The sequence below is a fragment of the Streptomyces sannanensis genome (assembly GCF_039536205.1).
Lineage (GTDB): Bacteria > Actinomycetota > Actinomycetes > Streptomycetales > Streptomycetaceae > Streptomyces > Streptomyces sannanensis.
Genome location: NZ_BAAAYL010000001.1, coordinates 248,776 through 270,112 on the forward strand (window position 1 = coordinate 248,776; position 21,337 = coordinate 270,112).

The following is a 21,337-nucleotide window of genomic DNA, read 5'->3' on the forward strand; positions in this document are numbered from 1 at the left end:
ACGAATTCCTCTCCGTCGCCTGCGAGGTGAGCTGTCGGGTTCGGACCGGAGATGGCCGGCCGCATATACATGCGACTTCACCCCGAGCCGTTCCGGATTTCCGGATCGGCGGCTTACCTGGGTCCCCCGCTCCTGCCGTTCGTGATTGGGTGCAGTTTCCGGACGGTGGCAGGATTCGGCGGTCCATCCGGATTGCGGTGACCGTAAGCGAGAAAGCCGGGACGGAACAAGCCCTCTATTCCCAATCGCAATCCAATGACAAGATCCAAGGCAGGGAAAGGGTGTCACCCATTCCGCGCCGGGAGCTCAACTTCCCCTTCGAGGAAGGGAAGTGGGGCTGGCGGGGCATCACCCACAATTTTCCGACGTGACCGACGTCACTGATTGCGTAAGGTGAATTCCTCGGCGGCACCCCACGCAGAACAAAAAGATTACATATAAACACAAAACGGACATTGTCACCAATGTGATCCAATTGCCTGCATTCCTGGATTTCCCGGAGGGGAGCTACAGAGAAGGCGGACGGCCTGATTCTCGATCGAGGAGAGCCAGGCCTCGGCGGACCGGACCTGCGCCGGCGTGGAGCGTCGTCGCGGTGGCGGTGCGGAATGTGCGCGCCCCCAGCGTCCGCCAACCGCCGACGAGATACGACCTCGTGATGGGGCGTCACCCATCACTCTTGTTCAAGCTTCGAATAGTCGTCCTCAAGGGACAGAACAGCTCATGCGTCATGGCTTGAAGCGGGAAACGAAACGGCGCTGCCAGGGTGTCTCCACAGCGCTTGACGCGTAGTGCTCCCGGACGTAGGCGACCGCCTCGCGGTTGGGCACCCCGTCCAGAACCGCGAGGCAGGCCAGCGCCGTACCGGTACGTCCCCGTCCGCCGGCGCAGGCAATCTCGACGCGCTCGGCCTCGGCGCGTGCCCATGCCTCGCGCAGCGCGTTCCCCGTCGCCGTGCGGTCGGACGGCAACCAGAAGTCCGGCCACCGCAGCCAGCGGGCCTCCCAGGCGACGGGAGGCGGCTCGTGGCCCAGCAGATACAGGGCGAAGGTGGGCTGCGGCCCTGCCGGAAGGGGGCGGCTGAGCCCCCGGCCCCGGACGAGCCGGCCCGAAGGCAGTCGCAGCACGCCCGTCGTCGTGTGCTCCCAGGCGGTGATCACCGAGCAAGCCTAGTGCCCCTCCCGGCAAACGTTTGCCCCGTCGCGACGCTCCCCCAGCTACCTCCCCCAGCTACCGCTGGGGGTGCCCCCAGGGTGCCCCCAGGCATGCATGCCCGCTGCGTTGGCCGAAAACCCAAGGAGCGCTGCTACGAGGGTCTTCGGCCGCCGTGCGATCGCACGCACCGGACGCCGCTCCTTGACGGGCAAACGTTGCCGGTCGCGGCACTGGCTTCAATCGTTCATGAGGGCCCGTCAGCCTGCTGACGGGCCCGTTTGCGGCCTGGTTGGTTGGGGGATCCGGGGTCCGGGCAGGCTGGTGGCCCGGTCGCCGCGCCGGGTGGGCGTCGGGTTCCACGGTTCCGGTGTGTGCAGGCTCGTCGGGGCCTCCGGGCCCGGCCGGCGGTTCCCGGGGCCCGGGGCTGCTGCCGGCGCGGGACGGCACCAGCCCTCCGGGCCAGGTACTCCTGGTTATCCGAACTGGCCGGGCTGGTAGTCGCCGGCGGGCTGCTGGATGATGACGTTCATCCGGTTGAAGGCGTTGATGACGGCGATCAGGGACACCAGGGCGGCGAGCTGCTCCTCGTCGTAGTGCTTGGCGGCGTTCGCCCAGGCCTCGTCCGTGACCCCGCCGGCCGCGTCGGCGAGGCGGGTGCCCTGCTCCGCCAGCTCCAGCGCCGCGCGCTCGGCCTCGGTGAAGACCGTGGCCTCGCGCCACGCCGCGACCAGGTTGAGGCGCACCGACGTCTCACCGGCCACGGCGGCCTCCTTGGTGTGCATGTCGAGGCAGAAGCCGCAGCCGTTGATCTGACTCGCGCGGATCTTCACCAGTTCCTGCGTCGCGGGAGGCAGAGTCGAGTCCGCGACCACCTTGCCTGCCGAGACGATGTGCTTCAGGAACTTGCCTGCGGTCGGGTTGCCGAAGACGTTCAAACGGGCATCCATGGTGTGCTCCTCTGCCGTTGTCGGTGGCTGCACACTCATGACGGAACAGCGAGGCGCGATGCGACACGAACGAATGTGACGTGCGTCTCCCCTGCCCCGCGCTGCGGGAGCCACCACCAACGACGAGGTTCAGGACCACTGCCCGGACGCCACCCTCGCGCACCTCGCGTGCTGACCGGGTGGGAGACGGCCGGGCGAAGGCCACCGGTCCAAAACCGGAGGGCTCTGCACGCAGTACGGCTGCATCCGCCAGGTGAAAGCGCGAGGCCGGTGCTCGGACCACCACGGCAGGGCCCTGGGTGTCGCGCTACCAGGCCACCGGCAGCTCGATCGGGAAGCGCCGGATGGTCTCCGTGTCCCAGCGCACCTCCTCCGCCGGCACCGCCAGCCGCAGCGCCGGGAACCGCTCCACCAGCCGCCCGATCGCCACCTCCAGCTCCGCCATCGCCAGCGGCGCGGCGATGCACCGGTGTCCGCCCCAGCCGAAGGTCATGTGCGGCAGGGCCTGGCGATCGGGGTCGATCTCATCTGGGTCCGTGTAGCGCTCAGGATCGCGGTTCGCTGTCAGGTACGACACATGGACGAAGTCGCCGGCCCGGATCCGTACCCCTCCCATCTCGACGTCCTCCAGGGCCACCCGGGGAATGCCGACGCCCTTACGGAAGGGAATGAAGCGGAGGAGCTCGTCCAGCACGGTGGTCAGGGTCTCCGGCCGGCTCCTGAGCTGCTCCATCAGCTCGGGACGGGTCAGGAGCAGGTAGACCATGTTGCTGATCTGGCAGGTCGCCGTGTCATGCCCGCTGAGCATGAGTGTCAGCGCCATGACCGCCAGCTCCTGGTCGTCGAGCACGTCCTCGCCGTCCTTGGCCGCGGCCAGCGCGCTGATCAGATCGTCCTCGGGGACACGTCGCCGCTCGCCGACCATTTCGCCGAAGTACGCCCGCAGCTCCGCCTTGGCGGCTGCCGCGGCCTGCCGGCCGTCCGGGCCGGTGGAGAGCAGCTGGTGCGCGTACTCCTGCATCCGTGACCGGTCCTCGGCAGGGATCCCCAGCAGCTCGCAGATGGTGTGCTGAGGGAACTTCTCCGACAGGTGATACGCCAGATCCGCCGGCGGCCCCTGCTCGGCCATCTCGTCGAGCAGTGTGTCCGCGAGCCTTGTGATCGCCGGCCGCATACGGTCCACATGCCGCTTGGTGAACGCCTGCGAGGCCAGCTGCCGCAGCCTGCTGCTGCGCGGCGGGTCCATCACATTGATCGACTCCGGGGCGACGATCGGCTCCGGCGTCAGCCGTGGATAGTCATGACCCATGATCCCCGCCCGGCTGAACCGGTGATCGGTGGTCACCTGCCGTACCTCGTCGAACCCGGTGACGAGCCAAGCGTCGGCGTCGCCGTACGGCAGCCGGATCCGGGTGATGGAGTCGCGGGCCATCAGCTCCGCCAGCGAGGGGTCGAACTCGAGGGCGTCGCTGAAGTCGAACGGACAGGTGGTTGCATCGCCGGTTTCGGTCATGGGGTACTACTCCAGCTCCAGGACGACGAGCGCTGTTGGCGCGCAGAGGGGGGTGAGCGAGAGAGGCAGTCGACTTCGCCGTTTCTCGCAGATGCCTTGCACACATTGCACCAGCACCGGACGCTCCAGGGCGTCCCGATTGACCCGTCCGAGGCACACCACCCCCGGCCGCCCTCTGCACAACCACCCGCGCCGGTGCTCATTTTCCGTTGCCTGTCCTGGGCGGAGGAGCACAGCATGTCAGCCGTGACTCGACACGATGAACAGCGCCAGACTCTCGCCGGCCCCGATGGGGTGCCGGTCCTGACCTACATCCGGGGCATCCGCGACGGCCATCCCTGGGCCGACCTGGCGGAGGTGGTGGGACCGGATCCGGTGCCGTCCATCCTCGACGGCATGTCGGGATGGGCGGTCTCGGGGTCCGCACATCTGGGCGAACAACTGATCCAGCACGGTGCGCGCATCATGCGGCACGCCCACAGCATGCAGCGTGACCTGGTCTCGGACCCACCTCCGCCCGACTGGTCGTCCTTGAGCCTGCCGGACGGACTTCGCGTGGTTCCCTGCGACCGTGGAGCCCGTGAGCTGTTCCCGGCGTGGCGTGCCGCTTTCTCACCCGAACACCCTGATCACTACCGGGGCAGCGACGCACAGGCGCTCGATGCGGAACTGACCCCGCTCTTGGCAGGTGACGTACTCGGACCGGTCATGTCATGCAGCAGACTGGCGGTCGACGAAGCGGACCGCGTGGTCGCCGGGGTGATCGTCACGAACCGCGACGGCCTTCCCTGGATCGCGACGGTCTTCCGCCGGCCGGGCCCCCGTCATTCCGGTCTCGGGTCCAGGCTTCTGCGTCGGGTGCTCGCCGATGCCGCGTCCCACGGCCTGACGGAGATCGCGCTCGTGGTGAGCGATGCGAATCCGGCCCGCGGCCTGTACGAGAAGCTCGGTTTCCGGCTCACGAGCACCTCTCTCACGGTCGTCGTCCCCTGAGTGGTTCAGAGGTCCGACGTTCAGCGCTGCTGCCGCTCGACGTGGCCCGCCCTCAGAGCCAACCGCGTCGGCTGGCCTGGACGCCGAGCTGGAAGCGGGTCTGCGCGCCCAGGACTTCCTGGAGGCGGGCGATACGGCGAGCCACCGTCCGTTCGCTGACGCCGAGTTCGCGGGCGATGGACTCGTCGGTGAGTCCGCTGCTGAGGTAGGTGAGGAGCTGCCGGGCGTCGTCGGTGGGCGCGGCGCCGACGTCGTCCATCGACTCGTCGCCGGCGGGGAGCGGAACAGCCATCTGCCAGTACGCCTCGAACACGCCGATGAGGCCGTCGAGCAGGGCGGATCGCTGGACGGCGATGTGGTGGCGCCGCTGGGGATCGCGCGCGGGTGCGGCGACGACGGCGAAGCGGTCGTCACAGATCATCAGGTTCAGTGCGACGTTGGGGAAGACGCGGGCGCGTTCACCGAGGTTGACGCAGGTCTGGATGGCCTCCCGGCCTATCGGGTCACGCAGTATCCGGGCGCCGTAGACCACTGAGTACGCAACGCCACGTGCGAGCGCCTCCAGACAGCCCGGGGCCACCTTCGGGGGCGCGGCGAGACGGCCGGAGGGTCCGATGGACAGAGCGCGAACCTGGTGCACCGCCTCGTCCTGGACGCGCCGGGCAAGCGCTTCACGGGCCTCCTCCATCCGGACGATCTCGATGTATCCGGGGCCTTCGGCGTGGTGGTCGCGCCAGAACTGGGAGAGTTCGTCGGCGCTGTCCCGCAAGGCACCGAGTTCCTTGGCGCGGATCTCCGCGAGGGCGTCGAGCGCGGCGCGCGGGGGGCGGGCGACGAGCCGTTCGCCGTCCGGTTCCACCAGTCCCATGCCGGACAGTTCGTCGGCCGCCGCATCGACGGCGTCCGGAGCCACCCGCAGGATGCTCGCCAGCGCGGCCGACTTCGTCGGGCCGCGCTGAACGAGCGCGAGGTAGATGTCCTCAGCGGTCGCGGTGAGGCCGATGGCCCGAAGTGGATGCATATTCGAATCATTGCACGCATATGCGATTCACTCCATGTCAAGGTCGTGTCCACATAGCGACTACCGCCGGGTAGGGCGATGACCGGGGTGACGTTTCGTCAGGTGAGAGACGGTCACATCATGCGTTCGCAAGGATGAGTGACGTCTGTCAGTTTCCCGCCATGCCGGATTCAGACAGCACCAACGGCTTCTCCAGAAAGCGCTTTCTTTGCAGACTCTTGGCCCACGGCATAGCCAACCGCCTCACCCGTCCCACAAGGACGGTCGGCGCGTCGGCTCCAGCAGACGACCAAGGAGTTTCCCCGTGAAGAAGACCCTCGCCTGGGCCGTCACCCTCGTGACCGCGGCCACCTGCACCCTTGGCGCCGCCCTGCCGGCTGCGGCCGCGAACGACACGACGGCGGCCGCAGCCACTGCCGCGTCCAACGGATCCACGATCGACACCTCTTCACTCAGTCCGAAGGCGAAGGCCCTCGTCGACGAGATCCTCGCCAAGCTGCCGACCGACTGGCAGGAGCGCCTCCAGGCAGCCAACGCCAAGTACGGCATAGGCGACGCCCAGTGGACGGAGATCCGCAACAGCATCATCAACCCGGGCGACTACCAGTGCCAGCGCACGGAGCTGACGACCTACGCGAACTCTCTGCTCGAGGGCGCCGACCCCTTCGCGATCTTCATGCTCTCCTGGTTCGGCGCCTTCGACCTCCCCACCTACGATGCGCTGCTGTTCGGCAGCGAGTCCAAGTCCAACACTTACGGTGTCAATGGCGAATACACCAACCAGCTGACGTCGGAAGCCAAGGACCTCAAGAAGTTCTGGGACATCTACTCCGACGACATCCAGCTGATGCCGATGCACGGTGCCGACGTCTTCTCCTCCCCCGAGCGCGCCGCCCGCACCCTGGCCGTGCTCTACGGCGAGACGCCCGAGAGCATGCTCGACCTGGCCGAACTGTTCATCGAACTGATCGACTCCGAGCCCGTACTGAAGGGCGGCGCCAACCCGATCTTCACCTTCAACGCGTTCGCCTTCTCCGAGAAGGGCGACCCGCAGCCGCTGGGAATCTCCGACCGCATCGTCATGGGTGACGGCATCCTGGAGGCCATGAAGGCCATCGGCCTGGGCGACACCGCCCCGCGCGCCATCCTCGGCCACGAGTTCGGCCACCACGTGCAGTACGAGAACAACCTCTTCGACAACACCACGCTGACCGGGCCGGAGGCCACCCGCCGTACCGAGCTGATGGCGGACGCGTTCGGCACCTACTTCCTTACGCACTCGCGCGGCGAAGCCCTCAACACCAAGCGGGTGCTGGACTCCGCCCAGTCCTTCTACCAGGTCGGCGACTGCAGCTTCCGCAGCAACGGACACCACGGCACGCCCAACCAGCGGCTCGCGGCGTCCACGTGGGGAGCGAGCGTCGCCAACGACGCCCCCAACCAGGGTCACATCCTGCCCTCGATGAAGCTCGACGAGCTGTTCGAGGCGAAGCTCCCCGACCTCGTGAAGCCGGACGCGAGGAACTGAGGACGTCACCCCGGGTACACGGCCGGGTCGGGGCGTGACGGCCGACAGGTCTGACGCCGACCGCCCCACGGCCGCGTACCCGGGCCGCGCCCGCGAAGGGCGACCGGCCCGCCGGCACACCGGCGGGCCGCAGCATGTCGAGCGAACACCCAGGTGTTCAGAGGTCAGGTGCGCCAGACGAGCCACGCATCGCTGCCGCACGACAGCTGCAGAGCCTGTTCCAGGTTGCCGCCGCCGTCGCGGACCGCTACGCACTTGCCGCTGTTCCTGCTGATCAACTGCCAGGCGCGATAGGTGGTGTCGTAGCGGAACGTCCAGTACTGGTCGGGGAAGAGGCCGTCCTCGTCACCGCACAGGTACTGGGTGACGACCACCCCTTCCTCCTTGCGGGCGGCATCGACGGACAGGCAGAGGCCGCTGTTGCCGTTGCGGATCGAGTACACGGTGCCCGAGCTGCCCCTCCCCTCCTCGGTGAGCTGCCAGAACTGCTCCGGACCGCCCCCGCATTCGGCCTGGACGATGCCTTCGGCCGCCTTCGTGCTGCCGTCGGGCACGGACAGGCACATCCGGCTGGCCGCGTTGGTGAGCCGAAACCAGCCGGTGGGCAGCGCGGGCGGCTTCGGGGCGACCGTACGGCGTGCCGGGCTGCCGGTCGGCGGAGCCGGGGGCCGCGGTTTCGGCCGGGCGGCCGGGGAGCGGCTCGGCGTGGGGTCCGCGCTCGGGGGGGTGCTCGGAGTCTGCGACGGGGTGGGGGTGCCCGAGCGGCCGGCTCCGCCCTGCGCACCGGGTGTGGCCGGGCTCCGGGTACTGCCGGGCGTTAGCCCCTTCGCACCGACGTCGCCCGTACCGCCGCCGAGCGGTAAGAACTGCCAGGCGGCAACGGCGATCGCGCTCACCGCCCCGACCGCCGCGGCGCTCGCGAGCCACCTGCGGCGCCGGAGCCGGGGTGCCCGCGGATGAGGAGCCACCGGGGCATACGGTTCCCCCGAGAAGCCGCCCGGGTTCGGGGTGGCCTGGGGGCGGGCCGCAGCCCGGCGGACCCCGACGGTCTCCGGCTCCCGGTTGTGCGGCTGCCCCCGCCCCGCTGCCCTGTGAGTCCCGGCCGCGGCATGGGCCAGGATCGCCCGTAACCGCTGCTCGACCTCACGTGCGTGCCCCGGCCGGCCGGCGGGATCCTTGGCAAGCAGCTCCCCCACCAGCTCGTCGAGCGCGGCCGGCAGGCCCGGGCGCAGCGAACTCGGCACCGGAGGCGCGGCCGCGGTGTGCTGGACGCAGAACTCCTGCCACTCCTCGCCCCGGAACGGCAGCCGCCCGGTGCACAGTTCCAGCAGCATGCAGCCCAGTGCGTAGAGATCGGCCCGCCCGTCGACGTCCTTGTTCGTCCAGCGTTCCGGCGCCATGTAGGGCAACGAGCCGATGATGGTGTTCTCGCTGGTCAGCCGGGTCACCCCGGTCTGCTCGCGGGCGATGCCGAAGTCCAGCACCTTGACCGCGCCCGAACGGTTGATCATCACGTTCGCGGGTTTGATGTCCCGATGGACCACGCCCGCGTCGTGCGCGGCGGCCAGCGCTCCGCAGATCTGCGCGGCCCACTCCAGGGCGGAGTCGAGCGGCGGGAGCTCCCGCGCAAGGATCGCGGACAGTGGCTCACCGTCGATGAGTTCCATGACCAGGTAGAGCGTGCGCTCCCCGTCGCGGTCCGTCTCTCCGAAGTCGTACACGGTCGCTATGTGCGGATGCGGGAGATTGCCGTTGAGCTTGGCCTCGCGTGCCATGCGCAGGCCCTCCCGGGCCGACCGGGGCACGCCGATCTTGACGGCCACCGCGCGCTGCACCTGCGGGTCGTGCGCCTTCCAGACCACGCCGAAGCCGCCGGCGCCCAGCCGCTCGTCCAGCCGATAGCGGCCGTTCAGCACCTCACCCGATCGCATACGCTCCCCCAGCGGTTGACCGACGGTCAGCATAGACAGCGCGGGCGGAGATCCGAAGGCATGTCCGGATCTCCGCCCACTCACTGCCTGTTCCGCCGGTCACGCGCGGCCCGGTCTCCTCGTACCGACGGTTACGCGTCCTTCGCCGGCAGACCCGTGATGCTCCACCGGCCGACCTCGCGGTAGCCGGAGTCGTAGACGGCGCAGCCGTCGCCGGGGTCCAGGGCGCAGTGATGGAGATTTCCGGCCCAGTACCGCAGGATCCGGCCCAGCTCGTCGGCGGCCTTCCCGTCGAACGCCGACCCTCCGGTCCTCGGCGAGCCTGTATGCCAATTCCGAGCACCTCGGACTGGTCGAGTCAGGGACACCCCCATCGAACTCAACCCCGGGGCCGGATCCTCTGGCGCCTCGAACAGAGTACTGAACCCACTATCGAACACAGAGACGAAAGTCGCTATGATCTCTCGCGGCAAGGCTGTAGCGCAGAGGTCGTCGCGCCCAAGCATCAAGCTGGAGGACGTCGGTTCAAATCCGACCAGCCTTGCCGCTCTTGTCGTGGAGGAAAGTCGATTGGCGTCGGTTCGTCCTGGGCGGGCGGAGGGCGATGCCACCCTCGGCGAGCCGGGCACCGGCGATGGACCGGTGGAGTGGTGATGACGCAGCCGACACCCGTGCGCTGCCCCGCGATCGAGCACCCGGACATTCCGATCAGCGATCCCGTCGAACTGGACTCGTTGCTGGCCCGACTGCGGTCGGGGCTTCCGGTCGAGGCCGACGAGACCTTCCCGCTCGGCACCGTACGCGTGGACGGACGGATCGACCTGTGCAAGCAGGGACTCGGAGCGGCCGGCGCCGCCCGCCTGATGCCCGTCGCCACCTCCTCACCACACGCCGTGCATGTCCTGCTCGGCACCAACGCCATCGGAAACGACGGCGCCCGCACGGTCGCCGGCGCACTCACCGACGGCCACGGCCTGCACACGCTCTACCTCGGCTGCAACCGCATCGGCTCCGAGGGCGTCACCGCGCTCGCCGACGCTCTGTCGACGGACGACACCGTCCGCGCCCTGTGGCTCAAGCGCAATCCGGTGGGCGACGACGGCGCCCTCGCACTCGCCTCGATGCTCCGCCACAACACCGCGCTGCGCACGCTCGACCTGGTCAACACCGGCCTCACCACCGACGGACTGCGTGCCCTGCTCGACGCCCTCACCGGGCGGCCCCGCCCGGTGGAACGCCTCTTCCTCGGTGGCAACGGCCTGACCGCCGACGCCGCCCCGCTGCTGGCGGCCCTGATCCGCGAAGCGGGTGTACGCGAGCTGTACCTCCCCGCGAACCACCTCGGCGACGATGGCGCCGCCGTCCTGGCCGCCGCGGCCGACCCCGCGCGGCCGGTGCGCCTCGGGCTGGGCGGCAACGGCATCAGCCCCGCCGGTGCGCAGGCCCTCGCCGGCGCCCTGGCCGGGATCGAGGCACTCGACCTGGGCCGGCCGCCGTCGGAACGGAGCCTCGGCGCCCCCGCCAACGCCACCGGTGACGAAGGCGCCCACGCGCTGGCCGCCGCGCTGCCGGGCAGCCCGCTGCGCCGGCTGGAGCTGTGCCACACCGGCCTCACCGGGCGGGGCGCGAAGTCCCTGCTGGCGGCGGTGCCCGAGAACACGCCCCTGGAGTACGTCGGTCTGGGGCCCGGCCTGCCCCGCAAGGTGAAGCGGTCCTTCGCCCAGCGCCTGCGGCCCGTGGGCAGGGCCCATCCCGACCTGCGCGCGATAGGAAGTGTCTACCGTTGAGCCCCCGCACCGAACTCCGTTGCTTCCCACCGGACGAGGCGGCGAGCCGACGACGGATCCGCCGGTACGCGGTGCCCCGGTGGATGATCGAGCGCGCGACCGAACACCGCCTGGCCGGTGACTGGCGGGGTGCCTGCGCGGCGGCGCATATGGACGTCACCTTCGACCTGTCCGAGGTCGCCGAACACTGCGGGGACGACGTCGCCGCGGCCCTGGAGGACGACCTCCGTCACCTTGCCCCGGACCTGCTGCGCTGGCATCTGCCTCGGGTACTGGGCGGGCGTACCACACTCGCCACCGACAGGACGGTCGTCCTCGCGCGCTACCGGCCCAAGGGAACGGACGAGCGCCGCCGCACCACTCCGTACCTGCACATCACCACTCCCCCGATGATCGACGGACCTCAGCGGCTCGCCCTGCGGTTCGAGACGGTCAAGGACGAACAGTTCGCCGGCGTCTTCGGGCGTACCACGGAGGACTGGCGGTACGCGCGGCACCTGTGGGACGCACGGCACACCGCCGAACTGCGTGAACGGTGCGGCGGCAGCACGGACCGGCCGCCGTTCTTCCACGCCGGCGCCGCCCCGCGCCCTGCGGACGGACTCCCCACGGCCGACCCCGGCGCCGGCGACCCGGCGGCACGGGCCGAGTGGGTCACGCTGCTGCATCAGACAGGCGAGACCGAGGCCGCCTTCGCCGCCGCCGGCATCGAGGTGGACCCGACGCCTCCGACGGCCTGGCGGTACCAGTCGCATCCGGAACTCATCCTGGGCCGGCTCGCGCTGAACCTCACCCGCCTGGAGCCGGAGGTCCGCCGGCTGGCGGCCGAGGGCGTCGCCGACCGCTTCCTCATCCCGTGCGGCCGGCGGACGTACGTGCTGCTGGAGCAGGCGGGCACCGGCCCCCGCGGCGGACTGCGGGCGAGGATCGTCGACCGGGAGGACGTCAAGGGCGAGGCCGTGCTCGCCGAGGCCGTGTGGCGCAGGCTCCCCGACCTCGACCTGATGCGCGTCGGCGGAGTCGCGGCGGAGCACCTGCATCCGCTCGTCCGTGAGGCGCTGTTCCCCCGCCTCCAGGTCGCCGACGGCCAGGCCGGCCCGCCCGGCCCGGCGGCCCCCGCGCCCGTCCGGGTCAGGTGCCGCGGCGAATGGCACGAGGTGGGTTTCCGCCCCGGCGGCCTGCTCCGTATGCCGCACAGCGACGAGGAGCAGCAGCGCGAACGCGCCCTGCGCGCCTTCGGCGGCGCCGTCGCCGGGTGCTTCGCGCTGGAGCAGACGTGGACGTCGGGCGACGGCCGTCTGCCGAAGGCACTGGGCACCCAGCGGCAGGAGCTGTTCCTGCGCGCCCAGCACGGCGACACTCCCGGCGTGCTGGAACTCCTCGACGCGGGCGTGGACCCCCGGGTACGGGACGCCTACGGACGCACCCTGCTCCATACGCTCCATCTTCTCGACCACGAGCCGCTCCTGCCGCGGCTGCTGGCGGAGGGACTGGACCTCGAAGCCCGGGACCGCCGGGACCGCACGCCGCTGTTCGTGGCGGTCAACGACCTCGGTTCGAGGGCTCTCGTGGAGGCGCTCGTCGCCGCCGGGGCGCGGCTCGACGTGGTCGACCAGTCGGAGCTGTCGCTGGCCCAGGTCGCCCGCCGGTACAAGCGCACCGACCTGGCCCTCCTCCGGGAACGCGTCCAGGAGGAACATCCGGGCGTCGGCGCCGAGTGGTGGGACGAATACATGGACGAGCAGGAGGAGTACTACGCGGACGAGCCCGACGACGAGGAAGTGCCCTTGTGACCACCGACCGCACCACGCCCACCGCGCCGGGCCCGCTGGCCGCCGCGGACGACCTCAACCGCAGGCTGTGCGCACGGCGGACCGAGCCCTCCGCACATCCTCAACTGGAGGCGCTCGCACTTGCCGTGACGGCAAATCAGCCCGTCCTGCTGTGGGGTGAGCCGGGCATCGGCAAGTCGGCCGGACTGGAACAGCTCGCCGACGGACTCGGCCTGCCGCTGGAGACGGTCATCGCCAGCGTGCACGAGCCGTCCGACTTCGCAGGCCTGCCCATCGTCGGTGACGACCCGGCTGTGACCGGCGTGCCGATGGCCCCGCCGGACTGGGCGGTCCGGCTCTCCCGGGCCGGCCAGGGCCTGCTCTTCTTCGATGAACTGTCCTCCGCACCGCCGGCCGTGCAGGCGGCGCTGCTGCGTGTCGTACTCGAACGCCGGGTCGGCAGCCTCGTCCTGCCCGAGGCGGTGCGTATCGTCGCCGCCGCCAACCCACCGTCGAGCGCCGCGGACGGCTGGCATCTCAGCCCGCCACTCGCCAACCGCTTCGTCCACCTCCACTGGACCCACGACCCCCGCACGGTGGCACGCGGCATGGCCGGCACCTGGCCCGAGGTGACCGTGCCCGTGGTCGACGCCGCCAAGGTGCCCGGTGCGGTCGCGCGGGCCCGAGGAGCGATCTCCGGCTTCCTCACGGCCCGGCCCGGTCTGGTGCACCACATACCCGGCGACGCGGAGAGCCGGGGCCGGTCATGGCCGTCCCCGCGTACCTGGGAGATGGCGCTCAGGCTGCTCGCGACCGGATACGCGACCGGCGCCGGGCGCGAGGCGCTGGCCGCCGCGCTCACCGGCGCCGTCGGGGACGGCGCGGGCATCGAACTGCTGTCGTACCTCGAACACCTCGATCTCCCCGACCCCGACCGCGTGCTCGCCGATCCGGACGCCTTCGCCCTGCCCGAACGCGGCGACCGGCAGCTCGCGTTCCTCATCGCGGTGGTCGCCGCGATCCAGAGCGACCTCACCCGGCTGCGCTGGGAGGCCGGCTGGACGGTGCTGGCCAAGGCCGTGGACGCGGGCGTCCCGGACGTGGCCGCCCGGGCCGCGACCGACCTCGCGGCGATGCGGCACCTCGACTGGCCCGTACCGCCCGGTATCGACGGATTCCTGGGCCTGCTGCAGATGTCCGGGGCCCTGCCCGGCAGCCGGTGAGGCATGCCGGGATGACGGAATCCGGCGGCGCCCTGGACATGACCAAGCTGCTCGCCGCCCGCTACCGGGCGGCGAGCGACCGGCCCTATCTCGCGTCCGCGCTGTACGCCCTGACCGTCGTGCCACGCCCCGAGGTGCCGACGATGGGCGTGGACCGGCACTGGCGCTGCTATGTGTCGCCTGCCTTCGTCGACGCGACGCCCGTGCCCGAACTCGCGGGCGTCTGGGTGCACGAGGTGGCGCACCTGCTGCGTGACCACCACGGTCGCGCCGACCGGCTCCCCGCCGCCGACCAGCGCGACCGGCACCGCGTCAATGTCGCCCAGGACTGCGAGATCAACGACGACCTCCTCTCCGACGGCCTGCGCCTGCCCGAGGGACGGATGGAACCCCGGCTGTTCGGTCTGCCCGAGGGTCAGCTGTTCGAGGCGTATCTCGGCCAACTGCCGCCGCATGTGCAGGGGCCGGACTGCGGGTCGGGCGCCCACGGCCGGCCGGTGCCCTGGGAGCTTCAGGGGTCCGCCGGCCCCGCCCGGCTCGGCGAGGTCGAGGCGCAGGCACTGAGGCGGCACACCGCCGAGGCCATGCGCGCCCACCAACGCAGCCGCGGCACCCTGCCCGCGGGCTGGCAGCGCTGGGTCGAGGAGATCCTGGAACCCACGGTGGACTGGCGGCAGGCGCTCTCCGGCGCGGTCCGGGAAGCCGCCGCGTGGGCCGGCGGGGCCGTCGACTACACCTACCGCCGACCGTCGCGCCGCACCCCGGCGCTGCGGGGTGTCGTCCTGCCGAGCCTGCGCCGCCCGCTGCCCCGGGTGGCCGTTGTCATCGACACCTCCGGCTCAATGGGCGACGCCGAACTCGCCGCCGCCCTCGCGGAGGTAACCGGCGTCCTGCGCGAGGTCGGTGTACGAGGCAATCGCGTCACCGTGCTCGCATGCGACGCCGGCGTGCACGCCGTGTCCCGGGTGACGGCCACCGAGCAGATCACCCTCGGCGGCGGTGGTGGCACGGACATGCGCGTCGGCATCGACTCCGCGCTCGCGGCCCGGGACCGCCCGAACATCGTCATCGTCCTCACCGACGGATTCACCCCCTGGCCCGACGAGGTCCCGTCCTGCCGCCTCATCGCGGCCCTGATCAGCGCGGGTGCACCGGAGCCCCCGAACTGGGTGGAGACGGTACGCATCCCCGCCTGACGCGGGACACCAGGCCCACCGCCCGGCGCCTCGCGCGCCCGTCCGGCGTAGTACTCCGCTTGGTCCGGCCGGGCTTCGTCACTGGCAGGACTGCCGCCGTACGCGGCCAGTTGGGGCGTGATCCGGTCATTGCCCGGCGGAGTCATCCCCTCCGTCGAGTGGCGTCCACGGCGTGCGTGACATGCGATGACCTCTGGGGGTTCGTCGAGTGCAGACAGAGGAGCATCTTCATGACACAGCAGGCATCGGTCCGCCGGCCTCGGTCGTTCACCAGACAGCTGATGACAACCGCGGTGGCCCTGGGCGCCGCCGGGGCCATGGTGGCCGCGTCGCCGTCCGGGCCGACCAAGGAGGACCACGGCTTCCAGGAGCGGGACCTGGTGTCCGACCTCCCGGGCCGAGCCGAGAAAACGGACCCCCACCTGGTCAACCCCTGGGGCCTCGTGACCAAGCGCACGGGAGAGATCCTGGTCTCGGACAACGGAAGCGACCTGGCCACCTCATATGACGGAGCCAGGCCCGGGAAGCCGGTCAACATCCTTTCCGAGGTGGTGTCGATCCCTCCGGGCGGCGCACCGACTGGCGTCATACGCAACGACACGGACGAGTTCAAGTTCAGCGGCTTCGGTAATACCGGCCCGGCCCGGTTCATTTTCGCCGGGGAGGACGGCGACATCTTCGCGTTCAACCCGGAGGTGTCCGCGACGGAGGCTTTCCGGGTTCACGAGAACAGTGACGGCGAGGACGCCGTCTTCAAGGGCCTCACGCTGGTGAGCGGCAAGAAGAAGGAGAAGAAGGAGGGCGACGCCAAGGTCCAGGGCAACGCCACCGTCCAGGGCAACACCCCCGTCCAGGGCAACACCCCCGTCCAGGGCAACACCACGGTCCAAGCCAACCCCACCGTCAAGGCCAACCCCACGGTCCAAGCCAACCCCACCGTCCAAGCCAACCCCACCGTCCAAGCCAACCCCACCGTCAAGGGCAACACCACCGTCCAAGCCAACCCCACCGTCCAGGGCAACACCACGGTCCAGGCCGGGAACGGTGACGAGAAGAAGGCGAAGCCCAAGCTGCTCGTCGCGAACTTCCGTGATGCGCGGATCGATGTCTTCGACACCAATTTCGATCTCGTCCCGTCCGACGGCAAGTTCGAGGACCCTGGCATTCTCGATGGCTTCGCGCCGTTCGACGTCAAGCTGATCGGTTCGCGGGTCTTCGTGACCTACGCCATGCAGGACGCGGACAAGCATGACGACGTCGCCGGTCCGGGCAACGGCTTCATCAATGTCTTCGACACCGAGGGGAAGCTGCTGCAGCGCTTCGCCAGCCAGGGTGTACTCAACTCTCCCTGGGGTCTCGAGGTCGCGCCCAAGGGCTTCGGCAAGTTCGCCAACGACCTGCTCGTCGGCAACTTCGGCGACGGCCACATCAACGTCTTCGACCTGCACTCCGGGAAATTCAAGGGAACCCTGAGCGACCCCAATGGGGTACCGATCGAGATCCCGGGGCTGTGGGGGCTGCAGCGCGGCACCGAACGGTCCGGTGGTAAGGAATCGGTCTGGTTCGCCGCGGGAATCAACGGCGAGCAGAACGGGCTGCTGGGCACGTTGCGCGCCGCAAAGTCCTGATGCCCTGCTGAGGCACGACGGACAGACAGGCCAGGGCCGCACCCCGCACGACGGGGTGCGGCCTCTCACTCAGCGGACCGATCCGACGAACGCCGCCCAGCCCTCGCGTCCGATGGTGAGGCACGGGCGCGTCACGTCCTTGGAGTCCCGCACACGGACGCTCTGCGCTGTCATGGCGACCTCTACGCAGCTGTCGCCCTGCGCGCTGCTGTAACTGCTCTTGAACCAGTCGAGATCGGTAGTGCTCATAGCGCCCCTCGCATCTGCTCCAGCAGGCCCACGGAGTCCTTCGGAGAGAGAGCCTGCGAGCGCAGTCTCGCATAACGCATCTGGAGCTTGCTGACCTCCTTGGGATCGGAGATCAAGCGGCCGTTCTCCTGCCCCTCGGAGTATGCGAGCCAACGTCCGTTGGAGGTCTCCAAGAGCTGAAGGGGGCCTGCGAGACATGCATGCTGCTCGCTATTCGCAGGCATGATCTGAATCGTCGTGTTCCGCAGCGCGCCGATCTCGAGGATGTACTCAAGCAGCGATCGGGTGATGTCTCGTCCGCCGAGCCGGCGCATGAGGACGACCTCCTCGATGACGAAGTCGAACGTGGTGTTGGGCCGTTCGTACAGCAGGCGCTGACGCTCCATGCGTGCGGCAACCGTGGCCTCGAAGGCTTCGTCGGTCAGCGGGGGAATGTCGTTGTCACACAGTGCACGTACATACGCCTCTGTCTGCAACAACCCCGGCACCAGCCTGCACTCATACGTGCACAGGCTCACGGCCACCCTCTCCAGCCGCGCCCATTGCCGGAACCACGCCGCGATCCCCGGCTGGCGCGACAGGTGCTTGGCCGCGCGCCGCAGGGCACCGGTTTCGCCGAGCGCGGCCTCCGCCCGCTCCACGAAGTCCTTGTCGGGCATACGGCGGCCCAACTCGACCGACTCCACGGTGTGCTTGGAGAACCGCACCATCGTCCCGAAGTCAACCCGGCTCAGCCCGGCGTGTTCGCGCAGGGCCTAGACGACGGCGCCGAAGGTGCGCAGACTGTCCGAGGCGTCGGGTTCGCGTTCCCACTCCTCCGCTGCATGGGTCATACGCGGCCACCTCCACGTGCGTTGGATCTTCCCGCGCTCAACTCACCCAGAGTGACGGCACCCTCGGCGTACTGTCCACACACGTGCCCGTACGCTGACTCACCGTACGGCGCTTCGCTGCTGGTGACCGGTCCTTCTCGCCCGTCACCGTGGAGACCATGAACTCGTCGGCCCATCAACTCACGATTACCGCAGGCGTGTTCACGCTGCGGTCGACTCCACCCGTTGCAGCGCCCGCCCGGCAGCTCTGGCGATGCCTCGCCCGACGGCTCGACTACCGGACGGCCATGCTGTCCGCCGTTACACACGGGGGGGCGACCCGAACGACTTGTGCGCGCGCGTGCGGTCGAGGAGCAGGCTGTCGTCCTGGCCTACTCCCTGCCTGGAAGGTGGAGTTGCTCGGCGCGTGTGATGATCGCGGCATGACCGTCATACCTGTGAGACGCATCGTGATCCTGACGACGGTGGCCGCCCTGACCTCCGGGTGCGGGCTCTCCGCCGAACTCGAGCGCGAGGCGGATCCGGCACGGACCGGAGCGCGGACTCAGCCCCAACCGTCGGGCACCGGTCCGTCGGCAGGTGCGCGGACGCTTCCGCCGGGTGATGTCGCGCCGACCGCTTCCGTGGACGCGCAGGGCTGCCCGGACACGGGTGTGCTGGTGTCGACCGGTGTGGTGAACGCCGCCATGGGACTGCGCGCCATGCCGGTGACGCTCACCAACTGCGGTGAGCGGGACTACCTGTTGAACGGCTACCCGGATGTACGGGTACGGGATGTGGACCGCAAGCGGATGGACGTCACGGTACTCAAGGGGCCGGGACCGATCACACAGCTCGACGACCCCGGACCGCACCTCGTGACGCTGAAGCCCGGGGAGTCCGCGCGCAGCGTGTTCGTATGGCGCTACTCGGCCGTCGACGCGGCGACACGGCGTGGGAGTGGCGTGTATGTGGAGATAGCCCCGGCGGTCGGGGGCGGCCGGCAGACCGTGCGGCCGGAGGGCGGCCTCGACATCGGCGACACAGGACTGCTCGGCACGACGGCGTGGCAGAAAGTCGTTGACTGAGCGTCTCGGACAAGTGCAAGCAGGACCGTAGTTCGCCGTAGCTCGCACGTCGACGCCCCGTCACCCGGGTCCCTCCGCAAAAGGGAGGGACGGACTCCGCTCCATTGCGGGCGCGATGTTGCCCCTCGGGCCGGCTGTGCCGGCCCGAGGGGGAGATGCCCGTCCGAGGAGACGACGGCTCAGGGCCAGACGCCTGAGAAGTCGATCGTGCGGGCCCACTCAGGGTGGTCTATCAGGGGGTTGCGGTTGCCCTGCATCTCCGCAATGGCGGCGTTGCGGTGCTGCTCGTACTCGCTCACCGGCTCGTTGTCATGCCAGGTCAGGAGGTCGGGAAGCCGGTTCTTGGGAAACTCCCCCGGTGCGTCACCGACGAGCCCCGGGTAGCGCAGCAGGAAGTACAGGGTGGCCCTGGCGACCGTGCCCTTTCCCTCCTCGGGTTCGAATCCCACGTCCTCGCGCATTCCGCAGTCGTCCCGGACCACTTCCTCGAAGCCGGGGAAGTCGAAGTAGGGGAAGTTGCCGCGGAAGCTGTTGCACCCCACCTCGCATGCGAACAGGTGGTGCAGGTCACCCCGCATGGGCTCCTGCTTGGCGAACCACGACTGCGGGACGACGTGTTCGCAGTTGAAGGACATCGACGCCTCCAGAGCGTCGAACTCCGCTTCGAACTCGGCCGGGCCCATCGTGCTCTCGTGCAGGAGGAGTTCCTGCATACGGGCCAGACGGGCCTCCTCCACCGCTGCGTCGGCGCGTATGAACTCCTCGGCAGAGAACGGCTTGCCGGAGTAGATGCTGCGCAGCTTGCCGTCCTTGTGCAGGTCCACCCACGGGTAGACCAGCAGCATCGGCTTGTACTTGGGCCGGGGCGAGTGGGTCTCCTCCAGCAATGCGGTGAGCGCCCGGCGCAGTTCCTTCCCGTCGCCGGTGCTGATTCCCGCGTAGTAGGCGTCTCGTGCGGCGAGGTCGGCTGCACGGTCGTAGTAGGGCCGGACCTCCGCGAGCCGGAGGCTGACCAGGGCCGCATCCAGGTCTCTCGCGGCAGCGGCGCTTCCGTCCACCCGTCCGACCGCGGGAAGCATGGGTGCGGGCGTCGGTGCCGGCGTGTACGCGGGCTGCGGGGCGGTGACCGTACCTGCCCGGAACACGGGCGTGTCGACACCGACGGTGATCCGCAGTGGGACGCTGAGCTGTACGGTCCCGCCGGTCACGTACGCTCCGGACCCGTCAGGTCCCGCCCCGTCCGCCGCCCCGTCGAGTGACGGCGCGGGCGCCGGGGGCGTCGGCCCCTCCACCGGGAGCGGGGCGGCTCGGGCGGTGAACACCTCGTCCCGCAGCCGGGCGGCTGTGCCGGTCAGCGTGACCTCGTGCAGCGCCTGCAGCATACGGCTGATCCGCACCCCTTCGTTGGCCTTCCACGCCAGCCGGTGCTCGCCCATCTCCGGAGTCCAGACCGTCCCGTCGATGCTCAGGGGCCGGCCGTCGGCGTCGGTCTTCGGGACGGCCGAATGATGCAGCGCGACGACCTCCCACTGGTCGTTGAAGACAGCGGAGCCCGACGACCCCAACTCGGTGTCGGACTCGTACTGCAGGAACTGATCCAGCACATCGACGATCTGGTTCTCGCGCAGCGCGACCTGCTTGGGCTCGCCCCTGGGGTGCTGGATGATGTTGACCAACTCCCCCAGAATGACCTTGCCTTGTGCTCCGCTCAGCGCCAGCCAACCGAACGACGAGAGCGCCTCACCCTGCGCTCCGCGTTCGGCCACGGCGACCACGCTGAAGTCCAGGTCACGATGGGTGACGAAGAACCTCTGCGGCTCCAGCTGGAAAACCGCCGGCACGAGCGGGCGCCCGTCGATACCCGCCTGGAGTCCGAACGCGACGACGCTGCGACCCGCTTCCTCCTTGCTGCGCAGCACATGGTTGTTGGTGAGCAGAAGGGACGGGGAGATCATGAAGCCGGTGCCGTGACCGCCCCCGGGCCCGCTGATGGTGACCCGGCCGACCGAGCGGGCGACCAGGCTGCCTTCCTCCAGGAATGCCACCGGGGTGAGATTGTTGCGGCCGATGAGGCGTTCCAGGCCCAGAACATTGCTGCCGAAGCTCTCCGGTGGGAGTGGCAGGGTGCTCCCTGCCGTCGCCATGGGTTCCGATGGCGTCTTCTCGATCGCCATCGCCAGTGACCAGTCGACGCCGAGTCGCGCCAGCCGCTTCTCGACCCGCTCCGGTTCGTCGGCGTACAGCACGCCGCGCGTCCTGAGCACGGCTCGGTTCTTCTCCCGCTGCGCGGTCCGGTTCGCGTAGCGTTCTGCCGCCATCGCCATCTGTGACAGGTAGTCCGTTTCCGTCGCGGAAACGATCTCTGCCGTTGTCATGCGGTCCGCCTCCTCGCCTGCAAGGAAGGTGCGCGCGCAGGGGGATCGGTCTTTCCGCCCCTCTTTCATTGTGTGCACAGGCGGCCCGCATTTTCTTCTCCAGCTTTCCCCTCCGGCCT

At 69.7% G+C, this 21,337-nt stretch carries 16 protein-coding genes, 1 pseudogene and 1 riboswitch; of the genes and pseudogenes, 8 read left to right on the top strand and 9 right to left on the bottom strand.

The features are described 5' to 3' along the window. Position 1: 1 nt before the first annotated feature. A riboswitch (cyclic di-AMP (ydaO/yuaA leader) is annotated at positions 2-162 on the bottom strand. A gap of 566 nt (positions 163-728) precedes the next feature. From ABD858_RS01170 to ABD858_RS01180, 3 genes are all read right to left on the bottom strand, one after another. Next, positions 729-1,160, bottom strand: a complete 432-nt coding sequence (locus tag ABD858_RS01170) for a protein-tyrosine phosphatase family protein (protein ID WP_345033865.1) — start codon at positions 1,158-1,160, stop codon at positions 729-731. A 468-nt stretch (positions 1,161-1,628) separates the two neighbouring features. Next, entirely contained in the window at positions 1,629-2,102 is a 474-nt protein-coding gene (locus tag ABD858_RS01175) for a carboxymuconolactone decarboxylase family protein (RefSeq protein WP_345033866.1), read from the bottom strand. Positions 2,103-2,409: 307 nt separating this feature from the next. Further along, entirely contained in the window at positions 2,410-3,615 is a 1,206-nt protein-coding gene (locus ABD858_RS01180) for a cytochrome P450 (RefSeq protein ID WP_345033868.1), read from the bottom strand. A 237-nt stretch (positions 3,616-3,852) separates the two neighbouring features. Between ABD858_RS01180 and ABD858_RS01185 the strand changes: the two genes are divergently transcribed. Then, positions 3,853-4,608, top strand: a complete 756-nt coding sequence (locus tag ABD858_RS01185) for a GNAT family N-acetyltransferase (protein WP_345033869.1) — start codon at positions 3,853-3,855, stop codon at positions 4,606-4,608. Positions 4,609-4,660: 52 nt separating this feature from the next. On the opposite strand, the gene ABD858_RS01190 is transcribed toward ABD858_RS01185, so the two are convergent. Beyond that, entirely contained in the window at positions 4,661-5,629 is a 969-nt protein-coding gene (locus ABD858_RS01190) for a helix-turn-helix transcriptional regulator (protein WP_345033871.1), read from the bottom strand. Positions 5,630-5,933: 304 nt separating this feature from the next. On the opposite strand from ABD858_RS01190, the gene ABD858_RS01195 reads away from it, so the two are divergent. Next, complete coding sequence (locus tag ABD858_RS01195) at positions 5,934-7,157, top strand: neutral zinc metallopeptidase (protein ID WP_345033872.1); 1,224 nt, start codon at positions 5,934-5,936, stop codon at positions 7,155-7,157. A gap of 164 nt (positions 7,158-7,321) precedes the next feature. Here ABD858_RS01195 and ABD858_RS01200 read toward each other — a convergent pair whose 3' ends face one another. Further along, entirely contained in the window at positions 7,322-9,088 is a 1,767-nt protein-coding gene (locus ABD858_RS01200) for a serine/threonine protein kinase (protein WP_345033873.1), read from the bottom strand. Positions 9,089-9,219: 131 nt separating this feature from the next. Further along, positions 9,220-9,462 (bottom strand): hypothetical protein, encoded by a 243-nt coding sequence (locus tag ABD858_RS01205; RefSeq protein WP_345033874.1) that lies wholly within the window; start codon positions 9,460-9,462, stop codon positions 9,220-9,222. A gap of 279 nt (positions 9,463-9,741) precedes the next feature. Between ABD858_RS01205 and ABD858_RS01210 the strand changes: the two genes are divergently transcribed. The 5 genes from ABD858_RS01210 to ABD858_RS01230 all read left to right on the top strand — a co-directional run bounded on the left by ABD858_RS01210 (position 9,742) and on the right by ABD858_RS01230 (position 16,694). Further along, positions 9,742-10,875, top strand: coding sequence for a leucine-rich repeat domain-containing protein (locus tag ABD858_RS01210; protein WP_345033875.1), 1,134 nt, complete (start codon positions 9,742-9,744; stop codon positions 10,873-10,875). Between the two features lie 83 nt (positions 10,876-10,958). Next, positions 10,959-12,668 carry an ankyrin repeat domain-containing protein gene (locus tag ABD858_RS01215; RefSeq protein WP_345033877.1) on the top strand — a complete coding sequence of 570 codons (1,710 nt, stop codon included), beginning with the start codon at positions 10,959-10,961 and terminating at the stop codon, positions 12,666-12,668. After that, entirely contained in the window at positions 12,665-13,870 is a 1,206-nt protein-coding gene (locus tag ABD858_RS01220; protein WP_345033878.1) for a sigma 54-interacting transcriptional regulator, read from the top strand. Before ABD858_RS01215 ends, ABD858_RS01220 begins: the two co-directional genes overlap by 4 nt. A gap of 11 nt (positions 13,871-13,881) precedes the next feature. Then, positions 13,882-15,066, top strand: a complete 1,185-nt coding sequence (locus tag ABD858_RS01225; protein WP_345033879.1) for a vWA domain-containing protein — start codon at positions 13,882-13,884, stop codon at positions 15,064-15,066. 230 nt (positions 15,067-15,296) lie between these two features. Next, positions 15,297-16,694, top strand: coding sequence for a TIGR03118 family protein (locus ABD858_RS01230; RefSeq protein WP_345033881.1), 1,398 nt, complete (start codon positions 15,297-15,299; stop codon positions 16,692-16,694). 69 nt (positions 16,695-16,763) lie between these two features. Here ABD858_RS01230 and ABD858_RS01235 read toward each other — a convergent pair whose 3' ends face one another. Together ABD858_RS01235 and ABD858_RS01240 are read right to left on the bottom strand one after the other, a co-directional pair. After that, complete coding sequence (locus tag ABD858_RS01235; RefSeq protein ID WP_345033882.1) at positions 16,764-16,943, bottom strand: DUF397 domain-containing protein; 180 nt, start codon at positions 16,941-16,943, stop codon at positions 16,764-16,766. Beyond that, positions 16,940-17,776 (bottom strand): annotated as a pseudogene (locus tag ABD858_RS01240) (helix-turn-helix domain-containing protein). The gene ABD858_RS01235 and the pseudogene ABD858_RS01240 overlap by 4 nt, the downstream one beginning before the upstream one ends. A 422-nt stretch (positions 17,777-18,198) precedes the next feature. On the opposite strand from ABD858_RS01240, the gene ABD858_RS01245 reads away from it, so the two are divergent. After that, positions 18,199-18,843, top strand: a complete 645-nt coding sequence (locus ABD858_RS01245; RefSeq protein ID WP_345033883.1) for a DUF4232 domain-containing protein — start codon at positions 18,199-18,201, stop codon at positions 18,841-18,843. Positions 18,844-19,022: 179 nt separating this feature from the next. Here ABD858_RS01245 and ABD858_RS01250 read toward each other — a convergent pair whose 3' ends face one another. Then, complete coding sequence (locus ABD858_RS01250) at positions 19,023-21,218, bottom strand: endonuclease (protein WP_345033886.1); 2,196 nt, start codon at positions 21,216-21,218, stop codon at positions 19,023-19,025. Positions 21,219-21,337 lie beyond the last annotated feature (119 nt).

Excerpts from the sequence above, each read along its gene's own strand:
- ABD858_RS01230 (WP_345033881.1), top strand. The coding sequence starts at position 15,297 with ATGACACAGCAGGCATCGGTCCGCCGGCCTCGGTCGTTCACCAGACAG.
- ABD858_RS01215 (WP_345033877.1), top strand. The coding sequence starts at position 10,959 with ATGATCGAGCGCGCGACCGAACACCGCCTGGCCGGTGACTGGCGGGGT.
- ABD858_RS01200 (WP_345033873.1), bottom strand. The coding sequence starts at position 9,088 with ATGCGATCGGGTGAGGTGCTGAACGGCCGCTATCGGCTGGACGAGCGG.
- ABD858_RS01175 (WP_345033866.1), bottom strand. The coding sequence starts at position 2,102 with ATGGATGCCCGTTTGAACGTCTTCGGCAACCCGACCGCAGGCAAGTTC.
- ABD858_RS01210 (WP_345033875.1), top strand. The coding sequence starts at position 9,742 with ATGACGCAGCCGACACCCGTGCGCTGCCCCGCGATCGAGCACCCGGAC.
- ABD858_RS01185 (WP_345033869.1), top strand. The coding sequence starts at position 3,853 with ATGTCAGCCGTGACTCGACACGATGAACAGCGCCAGACTCTCGCCGGC.
- ABD858_RS01205 (WP_345033874.1), bottom strand. The coding sequence starts at position 9,462 with ATGGGGGTGTCCCTGACTCGACCAGTCCGAGGTGCTCGGAATTGGCAT.
- ABD858_RS01225 (WP_345033879.1), top strand. The coding sequence starts at position 13,882 with ATGACGGAATCCGGCGGCGCCCTGGACATGACCAAGCTGCTCGCCGCC.
- ABD858_RS01250 (WP_345033886.1), bottom strand. The coding sequence starts at position 21,218 with ATGACAACGGCAGAGATCGTTTCCGCGACGGAAACGGACTACCTGTCA.
- ABD858_RS01190 (WP_345033871.1), bottom strand. The coding sequence starts at position 5,629 with ATGCATCCACTTCGGGCCATCGGCCTCACCGCGACCGCTGAGGACATC.
- ABD858_RS01235 (WP_345033882.1), bottom strand. The coding sequence starts at position 16,943 with ATGAGCACTACCGATCTCGACTGGTTCAAGAGCAGTTACAGCAGCGCG.
- ABD858_RS01180 (WP_345033868.1), bottom strand. The coding sequence starts at position 3,615 with ATGACCGAAACCGGCGATGCAACCACCTGTCCGTTCGACTTCAGCGAC.
- ABD858_RS01245 (WP_345033883.1), top strand. The coding sequence starts at position 18,199 with ATGACCGTCATACCTGTGAGACGCATCGTGATCCTGACGACGGTGGCC.